The 16,679-nt window shown below is 66.1% G+C and carries 17 protein-coding genes; 9 read left to right on the top strand and 8 right to left on the bottom strand.

The features are described from left to right. The first annotated feature begins 160 nt into the window (after window positions 1–160). From CETAM_RS10855 to CETAM_RS13970, 7 genes are all read left to right on the top strand, one after another. A complete protein-coding gene (locus tag CETAM_RS10855; protein ID WP_156228871.1) occupies window positions 161–664 on the top strand; it encodes a CAP domain-containing protein in 504 nt (167 codons plus the stop codon). A gap of 82 nt (window positions 665–746) precedes the next feature. Continuing rightward, complete coding sequence (locus CETAM_RS10860; protein WP_197085733.1) at window positions 747–2,087, top strand: nicotinate phosphoribosyltransferase; 1,341 nt, start codon at window positions 747–749, stop codon at window positions 2,085–2,087. Further along, the gene (locus CETAM_RS10865) at window positions 2,084–4,051 is read left to right on the top strand and encodes an ATP-dependent DNA helicase (protein WP_156228873.1); all 1,968 of its coding nucleotides are present in this window, start codon (window positions 2,084–2,086) and stop codon (window positions 4,049–4,051) included. Before CETAM_RS10860 ends, CETAM_RS10865 begins: the two co-directional genes overlap by 4 nt. A gap of 24 nt (window positions 4,052–4,075) precedes the next feature. After that, a complete protein-coding gene (locus tag CETAM_RS10870; RefSeq protein WP_231587468.1) occupies window positions 4,076–4,804 on the top strand; it encodes a Crp/Fnr family transcriptional regulator in 729 nt (242 codons plus the stop codon). Between the two features lie 72 nt (window positions 4,805–4,876). Further along, window positions 4,877–5,101 carry a heavy-metal-associated domain-containing protein gene (locus CETAM_RS10875; RefSeq protein ID WP_156228874.1) on the top strand — a complete coding sequence of 75 codons (225 nt, stop codon included), beginning with the start codon at window positions 4,877–4,879 and terminating at the stop codon, window positions 5,099–5,101. A gap of 45 nt (window positions 5,102–5,146) precedes the next feature. After that, window positions 5,147–5,566: an IS5 family transposase gene (locus CETAM_RS13965; protein WP_197085748.1), complete on the top strand. Its 420-nt coding sequence runs from the start codon at window positions 5,147–5,149 to the stop codon at window positions 5,564–5,566. Beyond that, complete coding sequence (locus CETAM_RS13970; RefSeq protein ID WP_197085747.1) at window positions 5,559–6,077, top strand: IS5 family transposase; 519 nt, start codon at window positions 5,559–5,561, stop codon at window positions 6,075–6,077. The genes CETAM_RS13965 and CETAM_RS13970 overlap by 8 nt, the downstream gene beginning before the upstream one ends. Here CETAM_RS13970 and CETAM_RS10885 read toward each other — a convergent pair. From CETAM_RS10885 to ctaD, 3 genes are all read right to left on the bottom strand, one after another. After that, on the bottom strand, window positions 6,074–6,817 hold the full coding sequence (locus CETAM_RS10885; protein WP_231587470.1) for a peptidyl-tRNA hydrolase: 744 nt from the start codon (window positions 6,815–6,817) through the stop codon (window positions 6,074–6,076). The two genes, CETAM_RS13970 and CETAM_RS10885, sit on opposite strands and share 4 nt — an antisense overlap. Continuing rightward, window positions 6,814–8,139 (bottom strand): phosphoserine phosphatase SerB, encoded by a 1,326-nt coding sequence (gene serB, locus CETAM_RS10890; RefSeq protein ID WP_156228875.1) that lies wholly within the window; start codon window positions 8,137–8,139, stop codon window positions 6,814–6,816. Before serB ends, CETAM_RS10885 begins: the two co-directional genes overlap by 4 nt. A gap of 92 nt (window positions 8,140–8,231) precedes the next feature. Beyond that, window positions 8,232–9,974: an aa3-type cytochrome oxidase subunit I gene (gene ctaD, locus CETAM_RS10895; protein WP_156228876.1), complete on the bottom strand. Its 1,743-nt coding sequence runs from the start codon at window positions 9,972–9,974 to the stop codon at window positions 8,232–8,234. A gap of 559 nt (window positions 9,975–10,533) precedes the next feature. On the opposite strand from ctaD, the gene CETAM_RS10900 reads away from it, so the two are divergent. Next, window positions 10,534–11,253 (top strand): FadR/GntR family transcriptional regulator, encoded by a 720-nt coding sequence (locus tag CETAM_RS10900; protein ID WP_156228877.1) that lies wholly within the window; start codon window positions 10,534–10,536, stop codon window positions 11,251–11,253. Window positions 11,254–11,330: 77 nt separating this feature from the next. Here the strand turns inward: CETAM_RS10900 and nrdE are convergent, their stop codons facing one another. From nrdE to ykgO, 4 genes are all read right to left on the bottom strand, one after another. Next, window positions 11,331–13,436, bottom strand: coding sequence for a class 1b ribonucleoside-diphosphate reductase subunit alpha (gene nrdE, locus CETAM_RS10905; RefSeq protein WP_231587667.1), 2,106 nt, complete (start codon window positions 13,434–13,436; stop codon window positions 11,331–11,333). Window positions 13,437–13,569: 133 nt separating this feature from the next. Then, a complete protein-coding gene (nrdI, locus tag CETAM_RS10910; RefSeq protein WP_156228879.1) occupies window positions 13,570–14,037 on the bottom strand; it encodes a class Ib ribonucleoside-diphosphate reductase assembly flavoprotein NrdI in 468 nt (155 codons plus the stop codon). A gap of 141 nt (window positions 14,038–14,178) precedes the next feature. Then, entirely contained in the window at window positions 14,179–14,412 is a 234-nt protein-coding gene (gene nrdH, locus CETAM_RS10915; protein WP_156228880.1) for a glutaredoxin-like protein NrdH, read from the bottom strand. Between the two features lie 416 nt (window positions 14,413–14,828). After that, a complete protein-coding gene (gene ykgO, locus CETAM_RS10920) occupies window positions 14,829–14,951 on the bottom strand; it encodes a type B 50S ribosomal protein L36 (protein ID WP_018341343.1) in 123 nt (40 codons plus the stop codon). A 129-nt stretch (window positions 14,952–15,080) separates the two neighbouring features. Between ykgO and nadE the strand changes: the two genes are divergently transcribed. Continuing rightward, window positions 15,081–15,905, top strand: a complete 825-nt coding sequence (nadE, locus tag CETAM_RS10925) for an ammonia-dependent NAD(+) synthetase (protein ID WP_156228881.1) — start codon at window positions 15,081–15,083, stop codon at window positions 15,903–15,905. Between the two features lie 3 nt (window positions 15,906–15,908). Here nadE and CETAM_RS10930 read toward each other — a convergent pair whose 3' ends face one another. After that, on the bottom strand, window positions 15,909–16,673 hold the full coding sequence (locus CETAM_RS10930) for a fructosamine kinase family protein (protein ID WP_156228882.1): 765 nt from the start codon (window positions 16,671–16,673) through the stop codon (window positions 15,909–15,911). Between the last annotated feature and the right edge of the window lie 6 nt (window positions 16,674–16,679).

The raw sequence follows: 16,679 nt of genomic DNA on the forward strand, positions 1-16,679 counted from the left end.
ACTGCAGCGGGCGCGGCGGGTCCCGTGGAGGATCACCCCCCGGGAAGGTATGTTCATTGACTGTCGGTTTCACCCCGTCCTGAGCTCCCCGAACCAGTCCCTGAGGAAGTGGTCCCCCTTGATCCGCAGGTCATCCGCACCCTGGAGTTCCCCACAGCGCATGACGGACCTGCTGTCGAAGCTGGGCATGTTCCTGTCGGTGGCCGGGCTGGTCATGTCCCTCATCACGGGGGTCCCGCGCGCTGATGACTCGGGTTCCTCCGACCTCCCCGGCCAGACCCCCTCCGACTACGAGGTCCCCGACCTGGACCGGCAGTCCGAGCTCGAGCTGATCCGCAACGACGTCAACCTGGCGATCAAGCATCTGCGCCACGAGGAGGGTGCGCCGCCCGTCCTCATGGATCCCGTCAATCTGCAGCTGCACGCCCAGCGCTGGGCGGAACACACCGCGGTGACCGGCCGACAGGACAACTCACCGCAGAACGTCACCATGATCCAGCACAGCCTGCCCGAGGCCGGCGCCTCAGGCCACGCGTTCGTGGATGCCTGGCTGCATTCCCAGGCACACACCGACGTCCTGCTGGATGAGCGCTACACCTTCTACGGCATCGGTGTGGCCGTAGGCCACGGCCGGGTATGGGTGGCCGTGCAGTTCTCCTCGTGACAGGTGCCGCACGGGTGCCTGGCCGGAGGAGTGGCCGGCGGGCTGCGGCCCCCGATTTCTCCCCTCAGTTAAAGTGGGGGAGGTGAACGTGAACCAGTCGACCTCCATTCCGCCGAAGCGCTCCACGTCCCTGCTGACGGACAAGTACGAGCTGACCATGCTGCAGGCCGCCCTCCGTGACGGGACCGCCCACCGGCAGTGCGCGTTCGAGGTCTTCTCGCGCCGCCTGCCCAACGAGCGCCGCTACGGCGTCGTGGCCGGAACCGCACGGGTACTGCGCGCGGTGGAGGACTTCGTGTTCACCGGGGAGCAGCTCGAACACCTGAGTTTCCTGGACGAACGGACCCTCGAGTATCTGCGCGAGTACCGCTTCACCGGCCAGATCGACGGCTACCGCGAGGGCGACCTGTATTTCCCGTACTCCCCCATCCTCACGGTGCGCGGCACGTTCGCCGAGTGCGTCATCCTGGAGACGGTCATCCTGTCGATCATGAACGCGGATTCCGCCATCGCATCGGCCGCCGCCCGAATGGTCACCGCCGCCGACGGCCGCCCGATCATCGAGATGGGTTCGCGCCGCACCCATGAGTACGCCGCGGTCACCGCATCGCGCGCCGCCTACCTCGCCGGTTTCACCGCCACCTCCAATCTCGAGGCCTCGCACCGCTACGGCATCCCCGCCTCCGGAACCGCGGCGCACGCCTGGACCCTGTTGCACGTCAACGATGACGGCACCCCCAACGAGGCCGCGGCTTTCCGTGCACAGATCGACTCCCTCGGCGTCGACACCACCCTGCTGGTGGACACCTACGACATCACCAAGGGAGTGGAGACCGCCATCGAGGTCGCCGGCCCCGATCTCGGCGGCGTCCGGATCGACTCCGGCGACCTCGGCGCCGTGACCCGCCGGGTGCGCGGGCAGCTCGACGAGCTCGGCGCCCACAACACCAGGATCGTCGTGTCCTCCGACCTGGATGAGTTCGCCATCGCCGGCCTGCGCGGCGACCCGGTCGACGTCTACGGCGTCGGTACCTCCGTGGTCACCGGGTCGGGCGCCCCCACCGCCAGCATGGTGTACAAGCTCGTGGAGGTCGACGGCCACTCCGTGGCCAAGCGCTCCCGCGGGAAGGCCATGACCGGCGGGGCGAAGCAGGCGATCCGCACGCATCGTTCCACCGGCGTCGCCGTCGAGGAGATCGTCCATCCTTTCGGCTCCCCCACCCCGGACATCGGTCGTCTCTCCGCGACCTGCCTGACCCTCCCTCTGGTGCGCGACGGCGTCATCGTCGAGAATCTCCCCACCCTCGAGGAGTCCCGGGCACACCTCGCCGCCCAGCTGCTGACCCTGCCCTGGGAGGGTCTCGCCCTGTCCCGCGACGAGCCTGCGATCAGCACCCGTTTCGTCGGATTCCCCGCGCAGTGACCGAGGAACCACTGAGTCACCCGACCCGGGAGCTTCTCGACGCCGCCGTCACCGCCCTCGGCGGTTCCCGTCGCGACGGGCAGATCGCCATGGCGGAGGCCGTCACCCGCGCGCTGGAGACAGAACGTCATCTCGCGGTACAGGCTGGCACGGGCACGGGCAAGTCCCTCGCGTACCTGGTGCCCGCCATCCGGCACGCCCAGGCCACCGGGTCCACGGTGATCGTGTCCACCGCGACCATCGCCCTGCAGCGCCAGCTCGTCGACCGCGACCTGCCCCGGTTGGCGGATGCTCTGGAGACCGTCATGGAACGGCGCCCCACCTTCGCCATCATGAAGGGCCGGTCCAACTACGTGTGTCTCAACCGGATCGGCGCCGCGGAGGATCCGGAGGACGCGCTTCTCGACGAAGCGGAAGTCTCGTGGCTCGGCCGCCACGTCGCCCGGGTCCATGAATGGGCACAGGAGACGGATACGGGCGACCGCGACGACCTGGAGCCGGGTGTGCCGGATCTGGCGTGGAGGCAGGTGTCGGTCACCGCAAACGAGTGCCTGGGTGCGACCCGCTGCCCGCACGGCGCGGAGTGCTTCGCTGAGCTGGCGAAACGCAAGGCACAGGACGTCGACGTGGTGGTGACCAACCACGCGCTGCTGGCCATCGACGCGCTCGCGGACATCGACGTCCTGCCCGAGCATGACGTGGTCATCATCGACGAGGCCCACGAGCTGGACGGCCGGATCACCTCCGTGGCCACCAACGAACTCTCCCGCACCGCCCTCACCCTGGCGGCCAAGCGCGCCGGGAAGCTCGGCGCCGACGGGACCGACGACAGGCTGGTGGAGCTCACGGACGACTGGCAGGCCGCTGCGGCGCTGCTTCCCGACGGCCGCTGGACAGACCTCGACGAGATCGCCCGCGGCCCCCTGGCCGGTCTGCGCGACGGGCTGTGGTCCCTGCGTGAAGCCGTCGGCCGCCCCCCGGAGGGCGAGGCTGCCAGCGACCCGGAGAAGGCCGCGGAGAGGCAGAACCTGGCGAACCACCTGCAGGAACTGCACGATGCCATCGTCCGCATCCTCACCGTCTTCGACGAGTCCGACCCGGCCGCCCAACGCGATGTGGTGTGGCTGGAACGCGATGACCGCCGTGGGGACGTCCTCACCGTCGCGCCCCTGTCCGTCGCCGGCCTGCTGCATGACCGGCTCTTCGGGGAGCAGACCGTCGTGCTCACCTCCGCCACCCTGACCCTCGGCGGACGTTTCGACGCCATGGCCGCCGCCTGGGGCCTGCCGAAGGGAACGTGGGACAGCCTGGACGCCGGTACGCCTTTCGATCCGCGGAAATCGGGCATTCTCTACACCGCCCGTCACCTGCCGGATCCGGGCCGTGACGGCCTGCCGGATGAGACGCTCGATGAGATCCACGACCTCATCATGGCCGCCGGGGGCCGCACCCTGGGGTTGTTCTCCTCCCGGCGCGCAGCTGAACAGGCCGCCGAGGCCATGAGGTCCCGGCTGCCCTTCGACGTCTTCTGCCAGGGCGAGGACACCACCGGCGCACTGGTGGACAGGTTCGCCAAGAATGAGAACGCCTGTCTCTTCGGCACCCTGACCCTGTGGCAGGGCGTCGACGTCCCCGGGCCCGCCTGTTCCCTGGTCCTGATCGACCGCATTCCCTTCCCGCGGCCCGACGACCCCCTGCTCCAGGCCCGGAAGGAGGCCGCCACCGCAGAGGGCCGCAACGGCTTCATGGAGGTGGCCGCCAGCCATGCGGCACTGCTCATGGCACAGGGTGCGGGGCGTCTGCTGCGCTCCGTCTCCGACCGCGGCGTGGTCGCCGTCCTGGATAACCGCCTGGTGACCAAACGCTACGGGTCGTTCCTCCGCGCCTCCATGCCGCCCTTCTGGGAGACCACGGATCCGAAGGTGGTGCGCGGGGCCCTGGAACGCCTGGTCAGGAAGTCCTGAGCCATCGTCCCTATCATGGGACCCATGTCCACCAACCCGGTCCGGCAGACCTGTTCCCACCCCCACCACTGCTCCGAGGACGTTCGGCTGCGCGTCATGGCGCGTTCCCCGCTCACCCGGGATCTGAGCCCGGAGCAGCGCCGGGAGCTGGACACCCATCTGCGCGCGCTGTCCTGGGCGGAAGGCGATCCGCTCATGCTGGCGGGCGACACCCCCGGCGGCGTCCACCTGATCATGTCGGGCCGGGTGCGCGTCACCCGCGACACCATCGAGGGCGATGAGATCACCGTCGACATCGCAGCCCCGGGGGATGTCCTGGGCCCACTCGACACCGTCCCTGTTCCCGTCGTGGACTCGGCGTGGGCGATGGAAACCACCTGCGCCCTTTTCCTGCGGGCGGAGACACTGGGTCAGGTCGTGTCGGAGTTCCCCCCGTTGGCGATGGCCCTGCTGCGGCTGCAGCAGGAGCGGCTGGCCGCGGGCAGGGACCGTGAGGTCGCGCAGACCACCCGCACCGTGGAGCAGCGGGTCGCGGGAGTGCTGCTGCAGCTGGCCACCCGCCTCGGGCAGGTCCGCCCCGACGGGTCGGTGCTCCTCCAGGTGCGGCTGCGTCGCGACGATATCGCCGGCATGGCCTCCACCACCGTCGAATCCGCCTCCCGGGCAATGGCGAAGATGAAGCGGAACGGGCTAATCGATTCCGGCCGTGAGTGGGTCGTGCTTCTCGACGCCGCCGGTCTCGCCGATCTTTGATCCAGATCAAGGAACTGCGGCGCCGATGTCCTTAGGCTCAGGGGTGAACCAAGAAAGGACACAGTGATCACCATGGCCACCAGGACCACCACCCTCCGTTCCGAGGAATTCTCCTGCCCCTCCTGCGTCAGCAAGATCGAGACGAAACTGAAGGGTCTCGACGGGGTCGACAATGCGGAGGTGAAGTTCTCCTCCGGCCGGATCATCGTGGACCACGACCCGGCGGTCGCCTCCGTCCGCCAGCTGGTGGATGCGGTCGCGGCCGTCGGTTACACGGCCAAACCCTCCGCCTACTAGGGCGTGTCTCCTAAATAGGTTGGTCGGTGGGGCGATACTGGATCGGTGAGTGACACCAAAAGTCGGTTTCGCGTCCTGACCGACCACCAGTGGGAGACGGTTGAGCGCCTTCTGCCCAGCAGTGATGGGCAGCGGGGTCGTCCCTTTCACAACAGTCGGCTGGTCGTTGAGGGCATCATCTACCGCTACCGCACCGGAATCCCGTGGCGGGACCTGCCCCGCGATGAATACGGCCCCTGGCAGACCGTCTGGAAACGGCACCGCCGCTACTGCGCCGACGGCACGTGGGATGCCGTCCTGACCTACCTGCTGACGGTGGCCGATGCGGAAGGAAAGATCGACTGGAACGTCTCCGTCGACGCCTCGATCGCGCGTGCCCACCAGCACGCGACGAACACGACCCGGCCCGAGCAGGACACAGGGGGCTCGATCGAATCACAAGAATCTGCCGCTGGCGTTGACTGAACCAGCAGGTCACGGAATTGGCCGGTCGCGCGGTGGGCTGTCGAGCAAGATTCACGCCGGCGTCGACGGACACGGCCGTCCCCTGTCTGTGGTGGTCACCGGCGGGCAGCGCAACGACGGTGCGATGCTTCAGGCTGTGCTCGACGACATCCACGTCCCGCGCATGGGTCCCGGGCGGGCGCGGTCGCGTCCGGATGCGGTCCTGGCTGACCGTGGCTACGCGACGACGGTGATTCGGCGTGACCTGCGTAAGCGGGGGATCGTGGCGGTCATTCCTGAAAAGCGTGACAGTATCGCGGCCCGTAAACGTAGAGGCAGCAAAGGTGGGCGCCCGCCCGCCTTTGACCCTCATGCCTACAAGGGCCGCAATGTTGTCGAGCGGGCGTTTGCCCTGGCCAAGCAGTGGCGGGGCCTGGCCACCCGCTATGACAAACTCGCCGTGGTTTATCGTGGAGCCGTCGTGCTCTGTGCTGTGCTCACCTGGCTCAGAGCTTTAGGAGACACGCCCTAGTCGGCGAAGGCCAGCACCGTCAGCGCATCGGGGGCAACCTCGGTGAAGCCTGCATCGCGGACCGTCACCACGCCCGACCGGCCGGCGTGCTCTTCGAAGACGGAATGATCGACCTCCCGCACATTGAGCACGAATCCCCTCGCCGCCCAGCCCCGGACCCATTCCAGGTCCCGGCGGGCGGCGAGCAGCATGCTGGCATGGCCCACCTGGGCGGCCGCTTTACCTGTGCTCATGTGCAGACTGCGGTCGATGAGGATCGTCGGCACCTGCGGGTCGATGGCCCCGGGCTCGTCCTGCGGCAGTTCCGTCCCCTGGATCTGCAGCTTCCGCACCACGGGCGGGGTGTCCACCACCGCTGAGGGAACGAAGGCACGGGCCTGGGCACCGGCGACGTCGACGGTCACCCCGGGTACGGCCTGCACGTCCGCCCAGGCCTTGTTGCGTGCCCGACGGGCGACCTTGCGGATGAGGTGGTCGTACCAGCCCTCCAGGCCGCCCCGCCAGGACGGGTCGGTGGACACCCGCTCGTCCAGGCATACGGCGACGACCGCCCGGGCCGCGGCCGCCAGGAGATAGGTGCGGCGCGGCGGATCAGCCTTCGGGACGTGAAGGGCGATCTGCATGGCCTGCACCGTCTCCGGGCGGTCGGGGTCCTCGGAGCGGTCGTGTCGGTTGTCGCTCACCCGGGTACGCAGGAGGTCGTGTGCCAGAGCGAGCGGATCAGTGTCGCCGAGGGTCACTCGGCCGAGTACTCGGCGCCGACGAACTCGAGCGGGACACGATGGTAGGTGCCGTCCTCCAGGTCAGACTCGTCGATCTCATCACGGGGGATGCCCAGGATGTGCAGCACCGCGTCGAGGAAGGGGTAGTTGACGGAGGTGTCGGCGATCTCGCGCAACGCCGGTTTCGCGTTGAACGCGATGCCGAGACCCGCCGCGGAGAGCATGTCGATGTCATTGGCGCCGTCGCCGACCGCCACAGTCTGGTACATCTGCAGGCCGGAGTCCTCCGCGAACTCACGCAGCAGGGCGGCCTTCTTGGCGCGGTCGACGACCTCGCCGGTGACGCGACCGGTGAGCTTGCCGTCGACGATCTCCAGAGTGTTCGCGCGGACGTAGTCCAGTTCGAGTTCCTCGGCGAGGTCCTCCAGCACCTGGATGAAGCCACCGGACACGACCGCGGTGCGGTAACCCATCTTCTTCAGGGTGCGGATGGTGGTGCGGGCGCCCGGGGAGAGCACCAGGTCATCAGCGACGGCGTCGATGACGGATGCGTCCAGCCCCTTGAGGGTGGCCACGCGCTCGCGCAGGGATTCCTCGAAATCGATCTCACCGCGCATGGCACGCTCGGTGACCTCGGCGACCTCAGCCTCCTTACCGGCATGGGCCGCCAGCATCTCGATGACCTCGCCGGTGATCAGGGTGGAGTCGCAGTCGAACATGACCAGCCGCTTGGAACGGCGCAGCAGGCCGGCACGCTCGATGGCGATGTCCACACCCAGTTCATGGGTGAGCTCGGCCAGAGCCTTGCGCAGGGAGTTCCCCCCACCCGGCTCGGGGTTGGCGACCGTGATCATGATCTCCAGACCGGTGATCGGGTAGTCGGCGATGCCCCGGATGCGGTCGATGTTGGCGCCGTAATTGGCCAGGGTCTGACCGATGGCGGAGACGTCGGCGGCCGTGACGGGATTGCCCAGCACCACGGCGACGTGGGTGGAACGGGGTGAGGAGTGCTGCTCGTGGGAGTGCATCTCCAGGGTCACACGTTGGCCGTGTCCCCGGAGCGTCTCCACCAGTCCCTCCCGGAGGCGCTCCTCACGGGTGGGGTCCATGCCGACGAATGCTGCGAGGGAGAGGTGCCCACGGAACTGGGACTGCTCGACGTCGAGAAGCTGCACGTTGTGTGCCGAGAGGACCCGGAAGAACGCAGCGGTCACGCCGGGCCGGTCATGACCGGTGAGGGTGATGACAGCGGACTCCAGTCCGGGCTGCAGGGCCACCTGCAGGCCTTCCGGGCTGTCGGGAACGAAGGAGGATACATCAAGGTCTGCCACGGGGATCATTCTTTCATGGGGTCGTGTCGGACAGGCCGCAACCCCCGGCAGAGGTTTCTGCCGGGGGTCGTGGTCAGTCGGAGGGGACTATGTCGTGGCCTTTATCGAACTTCGGCCGGGGACGGAGTCTGGGTGATCTCCGCGCGCTCATCGCTGGAGGTGACGTGCGCCTCGCGACGCATGCGCTCAACCATGTGCGGGTAGTGCAGCTCGAACGCCGGACGCTCGGAGCGTATACGCGGCAGGGAAACGAAGTTGTGGCGCGGCGGCGGGCAGGAGGTGGCCCACTCGAGCGAGTTGCCGTAACCCCACGGGTCATCAACGGTGACGACCTCGCCGTAACGCCAGGACTTGAAGACGTTCCAGACGAACGGGATGACCGAGGCGCCGAGCACGAAGGAGAAGACGGTGGAGATCTGGTTGAACAGGGTGAAACCGTCAGAGTCCAGGTAGTCGGCGTAACGGCGCGGCATACCCATGTTGCCCACCCAGTGCTGGATGAGGAAGGTGCCGTGGAAGCCGACGAAGGTCAGCCAGAAGTGGATCTTGCCCAACCGCTCGTCGAGCATGCGCCCGGTCATCTTCGGGAACCAGAAGTAGACGCCGGCGAAAGAGGCGAACACGACGGTACCGAACAGGGTGTAGTGGAAGTGGGCGATCAGGAAGTAGCTGTCGGCCAGGTGGAAGTCCAGCGGCGGGGCGGCCAGCATAATGCCGGTCAGACCACCGAAGAGGAAGGTCGCCATGAAGCCGACCGCGAAGATCATCGGGGTCTCCCAGGTGATGTGTCCCTTCCACATGGTGCCCACCCAGTTGAAGAACTTGACGCCGGTCGGGACCGAGATCAGGAAGGTCATGAAGGAGAAGAACGGCAGCAGGACGGCACCGGTGACGAACATGTGGTGTGCCCACACGGCCATGGACAGGGCGCCGATGGCCAGGGTCGCGAAGACCAGGCCGATGTAGCCGAACATCGGCTTACGCGAGAAGACCGGGAGGACCTCGGAGATGACGCCGAAGAACGGCAGGGCGAGGACGTAGACCTCAGGGTGGCCGAAGAACCAGAAGAGGTGCTGCCACAGGATGGCGCCACCGTTGCCGGTGTCGTAGATGTGGCCGCCCAGCTTGCGGTCATACAGGACACCGAGGGCGGCGGCCAGCAGCAGCGGGAAGATCATCAGGGCCAGGACGGAGGTGACGAAGATGTTCCAGGTGAAGATCGGGAGGCGGAACATGGTCATGCCCGGCGCACGCATCGTGAGGATGGTGGTGAGCATGTTGATTGCGGAGGCGACGGTACCGACACCGGTCGCACCGACACCGATGATCCACAGGTCAGCGCCGACGCCCGGGGTGTGGACGGCGTCCGAGAGCGGGGAGTACATGGTCCAACCGAAGTCGGCTGCACCGCCCGGGGTGAGGAAGCCGGCCAGCATGGCGACGCCACCGACGGTGGTGATCCAGAAGCCGAAGGCGTTCAGACGGGGGAAAGCCACGTCCGGGGCGCCGATCTGCAGCGGCAGGACGTAGTTGGCGAAGCCCCAGACGATCGGCGTACCGAACAGCAGCAGCATGACGGTGCCGTGCATGGTGAAGAGCTGGTTGAACTGCTCGTTCGACAGGAACTGCAGACCCGGGGTGAAGAGCTCCGCACGGATCAGCAGGGCCATCAGGCCGCCGAGGAAGAAGAAGCTGAAGCACATGATGATGTACATGATGCCCAGCTGCTTGTGGTCGGTAGTGATCAGCATGTCCCAGGCACGGGAGCCCTTGCGGGCCGTACCTGTCGGCTGAGGACGGGTCGGCTCGACGTAGTCGTCAAGCCTTGGCGCCACTGCGGTCATAGTTCCTCCTGACTACGAAACAGCCCGCGGAAAACGGACTGCCAAGCTTTTACTCCGCCCCATCTTAAAGGGCGCGTAAGCGTATTTCCCAGCCCACCTGGACTGGAGACGATGATCAGTCTAACCCCATCTGCAACGCAAAACACATGGGTGCGGCGGTTTCCGGACAAATCTCCGCCGATTCCGTGGACCCCTCCCCGGTTTGTGACGGGCCCCACAACCGCGAACTGCAGTATTTGAATTCTTCGGCCCCGGCCGGAACCCCGCCCCACCCCCGGTAGGTGTCAACCTTTCGATTGAAGGGCCGGCTGAGGTTGCGTCACCCACCGGAAAATTACCGGGGCAGGGACCCCGAGAAGTCCATGCATCACGGGGTGATCCCTTATATATGCGATATACGGAGACCGGTGATCCCGGCAGTCCCGTCAATCCTGCCCCGCAATCCCGGAAAAGAGATGTGCCTCCCCTCCCGATAGAGGGGATCCCTTATGTCACATGCCGAATTCCGATTAGAATGACTATTAACGCGCACCTCCCCATCTGAAGGACACTGACAGTAATGACCGAGTCTCCCCGCACACCGGCTGCCCCCCTGCTGGACAACGTCCTCGATGAACTCGGCAGGGACATCGTGGCAGGCACCCTGCCGGAGGGGAAGACCTTCACCCTCCAGGACCTCTCCAACCGTTTCGACATCTCCCGCACCGTCGCCCGTGAGGCGATGCGAGCCCTCGAACAGCTCGGACTGGTCTCCTCCTCCCGCCGCGTCGGAATCACGGTCCGCCCCCGCTCATCCTGGGCGATCTTCGATCAGGCCATCATCGACTGGCGCCTGGCCAACCCGACTGAACGGCGTCTCCAGCTGCGCGCCCTCAACGAGTTGCGCAGTGGTGTCGAACCTCAGGCCGCCCGTCTCACAGCGGCGGCCGCAACCCCTGAACAACGCGAGGAGCTGGTCGCGCTCGCCGCGAGGATGCGCGAGCTCGGCGAATCCGGCGAGGGTTCCTCCCAGGAATTCCTCGAGGCCGACGTCCGTTTCCACGCCCTGCTGCTCGAGGCCTCCGGCAACGAGATGTTCGCCGCCCTCGCCCCCTCCATGCTCAGCGTTCTCCACGGCCGGACCCGCTACGGGCTGCAGCCGGCCGACCCTGCCCCGGTGGCCCTGGCGGCCCACGAGAACCTCGCCCGTGCCATCTCCGAGGGGAATGAGTCCGGCGCCGAGGAACAGTCCCGGGCCCTGCTCACCGAGGTGTCGATGATCTTCGTCAGCGACTTCTGACAGTCGTCCCCGGAGACACGACAAGGCGCAGGTCCCCTTTCCGGGGAACCTGCGCCTTTCTTTCAGTCAGCCATGCTCTAGAGCATGCAGGAGACGCAGCCCTCAATCTCGGTGCCCTCGAGGGCGACCTGACGGAGACGGATGTAGTACAGCGTCTTGATGCCCTTGCGCCATGCGTAGATCTGCGCGCGGTTGATGTCGCGGGTGGTGGCGGTGTCCTTGAAGAACAGCGTCAGCGACAGGCCCTGGTCAACGTACCTGGTGGCGACGGCATAGGTGTCGATGATCTTCTCGAAGCCGATCTCGTACGAGTCCTGGAAGTACTCCAGGTTGTCGTTGTCCATGTGCGGCGCCGGGTAGTAGACGCGGCCGATCTTGCCTTCCTTGCGGATCTCGATCTTCGAGGCGATCGGGTGGATCGACGAGGTCGAGTTGTTGATGTAGGAGATCGAACCGGTCGGCGGGACGGCCTGCAGGTTGCGGTTGTACAGGCCGTGCTGCATGACCTCGACCTTGAGCTTCGCCCAGTCCTCCGCGGAGGGGACGGTGGCGGTCGAGGCGTCGAAAAGCGCCTTGACCTTGTCGGTCTTCGGTGCGAAGTCCGCCGGGTCGAATCCGTCGAAGTAGCTGCCGTCCGCGTACTTCGATTTCTCGAAGCCGACGAACTTCTCCCCGCGCTCCTTGGCCAGCCTGTTGGAGGCCCGCAGCGCCTGGTAGAGCACCGCGGCGAAGTAGGCGTTGGTGAAGTCGACCCCCTCCTCGGATCCGTAGTGGATGTGCTCGCGGCCGAGGTAACCGTGGAGGTTCATCTGCCCCAGCCCGATGGCGTGGGAGGCGTTGTTGCCCTCACGGATCGAGGGGACGGAATCGATGCTCGTGAACTCGGCGACGGAGGTCAGCCCGCGGATGGCGGTCTCGACGGTGCGGCCGAAGTCCGGGGAATCCATCGCCATGGCGATGTTCATCGAACCGAGGTTGCAGGAGATGTCCTCGCCGATGGTCTCGTAGGAGAGGTCCTCATGGTAGGTGGACGGGGTGTTCACCTGCAGGATCTCGGAGCACAGGTTGGACATGTTGATGCGGCCGTCGATCGGGTTGGCGGCGTTGACGGTGTCCTCGAACATGATGTACGGGTAGCCGGACTCGAACTGGAGCTCCGCCAGGGTCTGGAAGAAATGACGGGCGTTGATCTTGGTCTTGCGGATCCGCGGATCCTCCACCATCTCGTCGTAGAGCTCAGTGACGGAGATGTCGCCGAAGGGCTTGCCGTAGATGCGCTCGACGTCGTACGGGGAGAACAGGTACATGTCGTCGTTGCGCTTGGCCAGATCGAAGGTGATGTCCGGGATGACCACGCCGAGGGACAGCGTCTTGATGCGGATCTTCTCGTCGGCATTCTCACGCTTGGTGTCCAGGAAGGACATGATGTCCGGGTGGTGGGCGTTGAGGTACACCGCACCCGCACCCTGCCGGGCACCGAGCTGGTTGGCGTAGGAGAAGGAGTCCTCGAGGAGCTTCATCACGGGGATGACGCCGGAGGACTGGTTCTCGATGTGCTTGATCGGCGCGCCGGCCTCGCGCAGGTTGCTCAGCAGCAGGGCGACGCCGCCGCCGCGCTTGGACAGCTGCAGGGCGGAGTTGATGGCACGGCCGATCGACTCCATGTTGTCCTCGATCCGCAGCAGGAAGCAGGAGACGAGCTCACCGCGCTGTGCTTTGCCGGCGTTGAGGAAGGTGGGGGTGGCCGGCTGGAAACGGCCGGACATGACCTCGTCGACGAGGCTCTCGGCGAGCTCCTCGTTGCCGTTGGCCAGGAACAGCGCCGTCATGGTGACACGGTCCTCGAAGCGCTCCAGGTAGCGGCGACCGTCGAAGGTCTTGAGGGTGTAGGAGGTGTAGTACTTGTACGCACCCAGGAACGTGGGGAAGCGGAACTTGAACTTGTATGCCCGCTGGAACAGTCCCTTGATGAACTCGAAGTCATAGGACTCGAGCAGTTCCGGCTCGTAGTACTTGTTCTCGACGAGGTAGTTGAGCTTCTCCTCCAGGTCGTGGAAGTACACGGTGTTCTGGTTGACGTGCTGGAGGAAGAACTGGTTCGCGGCCTCGCGGTCCTTGGCGAACTGAATGTGGCCGTTGCCGTCATAGAGGTTCAGCAACGCGTTGAGTGCGTGGTAGTCCAGCTGCTCCCCCGGGTTGGTGGATTCCGCGACGGCGGATCCCTTCGACGAGGTGGTCTGCTGTGTGGTCTGCGTGGTCAACGTTTCTTCTGGCCTTTCAAGTTCATTGGGCGGGAGCGGAGGAAAAATCTCTGAGTTATGCGCTGTCTGCGGCGTCTGCCGTGTCAACGTCAACGGGCATCGGCTCGAGCCCCAGCGCCTCAGCGTTGGTGAGGAGCCCATCCCGAAGAATACGCACATCCTCGGAATTGCCCATCAACTCAAATCGGTGGACGTACGGAACCCTGCACTTCTTGGCGATCAGTTCCCCGGCGAGCCCGAAGTCGGTGCCGAAGTTGACGTTGCCGCCGGCGACGACCGCACGGATGAGACTGCGGTTGTGTTCATTGTTGAGGAACCGGATCACCTGGACGGGCACCGGGCGCGAATTCTGGTGGTTCATGGACGCCCCACCTCCGTAGGTGGGGCACACGAGCACGTAGGGCTCGTCGACGATGAGCGGCTCGTCGGCCTTGTGCAGCGGGATCCGCATGTTCGGCAGGCCCAGCTTTTCGACGAAGCGACGGGTGTTCTCGGTCGCCGATGAGAAATAGACGACGAGCATCTTCGATTGACTTCCCTTCACAACAGGGCCGCGTCAGGCCCGGGAGAGCCCCACGCCACGGCAAACGCCGCCCAGCGTCTCGTGGGCGGCGTGGGGATGTGTCCGGCGGGCGGCCCCGACTCCAGGCAGGGCCGGCGCCGTTTAAGCGACGACTGCGGCGAGGCTGTTGATCCGCTCCGGGCGGAAGCCGGACCAGTGCTCGCCGTTGACCTCGACGACCGGGGCCTGGAGATAACCGAGGGCCAGGACGTAGTCCCGGGCCTCATCATCAAGGCTGATGTCCACGGTGTTGTACTTCAGGCCGGCACGGTCGAGGGCCTTCTGGGTGGCCTTGCACTGGACGCACGCGGGCTTGGTGTAGAGGGTGATGGACATGGGAGTGAACCTCATTCTCTGACGGATTTTCTGACTTCAATGGGTACCGAGTACCCCGGCCAGCTGATGCTGCCGACTATCAAAACGGGCCCTGGATGCGCTCTGCGCCTTTCCTGTGGCGTTATCAATAGACACTATACTTTGTGGTCGCAGCTTGCAACTAGCACTACATATAGTAGTTACAACGATGAAACTCCCAGCACGACGACGTTGTCCGGCCCACATGTTGACCCCCGCAAAACGCCTCCCGAAACCGGCGGAACAACACCGGTGGGATTTACCCAGCTCGCCCCCTGGCGCCGTTATGCAATCGTTATAAACTGCCTTGTCGGGCGATGCCGCACGCACAAGAAACCGCCCGCCCCCGTAGTCCGTGAGGACCTGGGGACGGGCGGTTCCGTTGGCAACTACGTGACTTAACCCTGACGGGCCTTGAAACGCGGTTCCTTCTTGTTGATCACGAAGACCTTGCCGTGACGACGCACAACCTGGGCGCCCGGCTTGTTCTTCAGCGACCGAAGCGACTTGCGAACCTTCATCGGGCGCTCCTTTCTATTTGCGCGACTGTGAACTTGCGATGCCACTTGATTCAGCATGGCAAATAACTCAGCCATGACACGAGGGACCATGTTACCTCACCAGCCGCTCAACCTCCAAAACCGTTTAGGATGGTGGTCATGCAGCAGGAGATCATCAACGCCGTCCATGCCCGGCCGCGTATCGACGCCGCCGGGGAAGTCACCGCCCGCGTCAGCTTCCTGGCCGACTACCTGCGGAAGACGGGCATGAAGGGTTTCGTTCTCGGGATCTCCGGTGGGCAGGATTCCACGCTCGCCGGCCGACTCGCCCAGCTGGCCGTGGAGAAGCTCCGCGCCGAGGGCCGTGAGGTCGAATTCTGGGCCGTCCGACTCCCCCACGGAGTGCAGGCCGACGAGGACGACGCGCAGACAGCCCTCGACTTCATCAACCCCGACCATCGCGTCACCGTGAACATCGCCGGAGCGACCGGCGAGATGTCCGCCGCCGTCGCCGAAGCTCTCGGACAGGCGGCGCTGAGCGACTTCAACGAAGGCAACGTCAAGGCCCGCCAACGCATGATCGCGCAGTACGCCATCGCCGGAGAGAAGTCCCTGCTGGTCATCGGGTCGGACCACGCAGCGGAGAACGTCACCGGCTTCTTCACCAAGCACGGCGACGGTGCCGCCGATGTCCTCCCGCTCGCCGGGCTCAACAAGCGTCAGGGCGCGCAGCTGCTGGAGGAACTGGGCGCCCCCGCCGAGACGTGGGAGAAGGTGCCCACCGCCGACCTCGAGGAGGATCGCCCGGCGCTACCCGACGAGGTGGCACTCGGTGTCACCTACGCCCACATCGACGACTACCTGGAGGGCCGCCCCGTGCCGGAGAAGGCCGGAGAACGCATCGAGCACCTGTGGCGCGTCGGCACTCACAAACGGCACCTGCCGCCGGGCCCCACCGACACGTGGTGGCGCTAGGATCTACCCGCCCACCAGAAGGCGGCACGTCTCCCGCGCCGCCCCCACCAGGGCCCGGGCATAGCCCGGTCCGTGCGTCAACGCGTGTACCGCCAGGGGATGGAGCTGGTGCAGGGGGAAGCGCTCCCGGAAGCCCGGGGCCAGCGCCGAGACCTCGTGGTAGCCCGCCCAGATCTCCTCCGGGAAGGGCACTCCGAACAGATCCAGCATCGCCAGGTCGGTTTCAGGGTGTCCGCCATGGGCCGCCGGGTCAATGAAGACGGGTCCGTCCTCACCGAAGAGCAGATTCCCGGTCCACAGGTCCCCATGGATCCGGGCGGGCGCGATCTCCCAGGACACCGCAACGATGGCGTCGGCGGCCCGTTCCACGAGAGCCAGCCCCGCCGCGTCGAGGTTGCCCGCCTCCCGGGCCCGGCGGGCGAAAGGCAGCACCCGCTGCGCGACGTAGAACTCTCCCCAGCGATCCCTCGGAGTGCACTCCTGGATCCTGGTGCCGATGTAGTTCGGCCCCTTCCAACCGGGAGGCGGGGCCCCGAAGGCGGGCGCCCCCGCCCTGTGGATGCGTGCCAGTTCCCGGCCGGCCGTGCGGGCGGCCCTGCGCGTCGGCGCCACCTCCCGGACCATGGCGGTACTCAAGGTGTTCGCGACCGGATCCAACGCGAGCACCTCGACGACTGCCCCAGAGGCCCCCCGGAGCCAGCGAAGCCCCGCGGCCTCCGCTTCAGCGGAACGTGGCTCACGGGGCCTCTTGGTGAATACGGGTGTCACGGCGGG

Origin of the sequence: Corynebacterium comes (assembly GCF_009734405.1) — a bacterium.
In the GTDB taxonomy this organism is placed as follows: domain Bacteria; phylum Actinomycetota; class Actinomycetes; order Mycobacteriales; family Mycobacteriaceae; genus Corynebacterium; species Corynebacterium comes.

Bases quoted from the DNA above. Each gene is read 5' to 3' on its own strand.
- CETAM_RS10855 (WP_156228871.1), top strand. From the start codon at position 161: ATGACGGACCTGCTGTCGAAGCTGGGCATGTTCCTGTCGGTGGCCGGG.
- CETAM_RS10870 (WP_231587468.1), top strand. From the start codon at position 4,076: ATGTCCACCAACCCGGTCCGGCAGACCTGTTCCCACCCCCACCACTGC.
- CETAM_RS10875 (WP_156228874.1), top strand. From the start codon at position 4,877: ATGGCCACCAGGACCACCACCCTCCGTTCCGAGGAATTCTCCTGCCCC.
- serB (WP_156228875.1), bottom strand. From the start codon at position 8,139: ATGATCCCCGTGGCAGACCTTGATGTATCCTCCTTCGTTCCCGACAGC.
- ctaD (WP_156228876.1), bottom strand. From the start codon at position 9,974: ATGACCGCAGTGGCGCCAAGGCTTGACGACTACGTCGAGCCGACCCGT.
- CETAM_RS10900 (WP_156228877.1), top strand. From the start codon at position 10,534: ATGACCGAGTCTCCCCGCACACCGGCTGCCCCCCTGCTGGACAACGTC.
- nrdI (WP_156228879.1), bottom strand. From the start codon at position 14,037: ATGCTCGTCGTCTATTTCTCATCGGCGACCGAGAACACCCGTCGCTTC.
- nrdH (WP_156228880.1), bottom strand. From the start codon at position 14,412: ATGTCCATCACCCTCTACACCAAGCCCGCGTGCGTCCAGTGCAAGGCC.
- ykgO (WP_018341343.1), bottom strand. From the start codon at position 14,951: ATGAAGGTTCGCAAGTCGCTTCGGTCGCTGAAGAACAAGCCGGGCGCC.
- nadE (WP_156228881.1), top strand. From the start codon at position 15,081: ATGGTGGTCATGCAGCAGGAGATCATCAACGCCGTCCATGCCCGGCCG.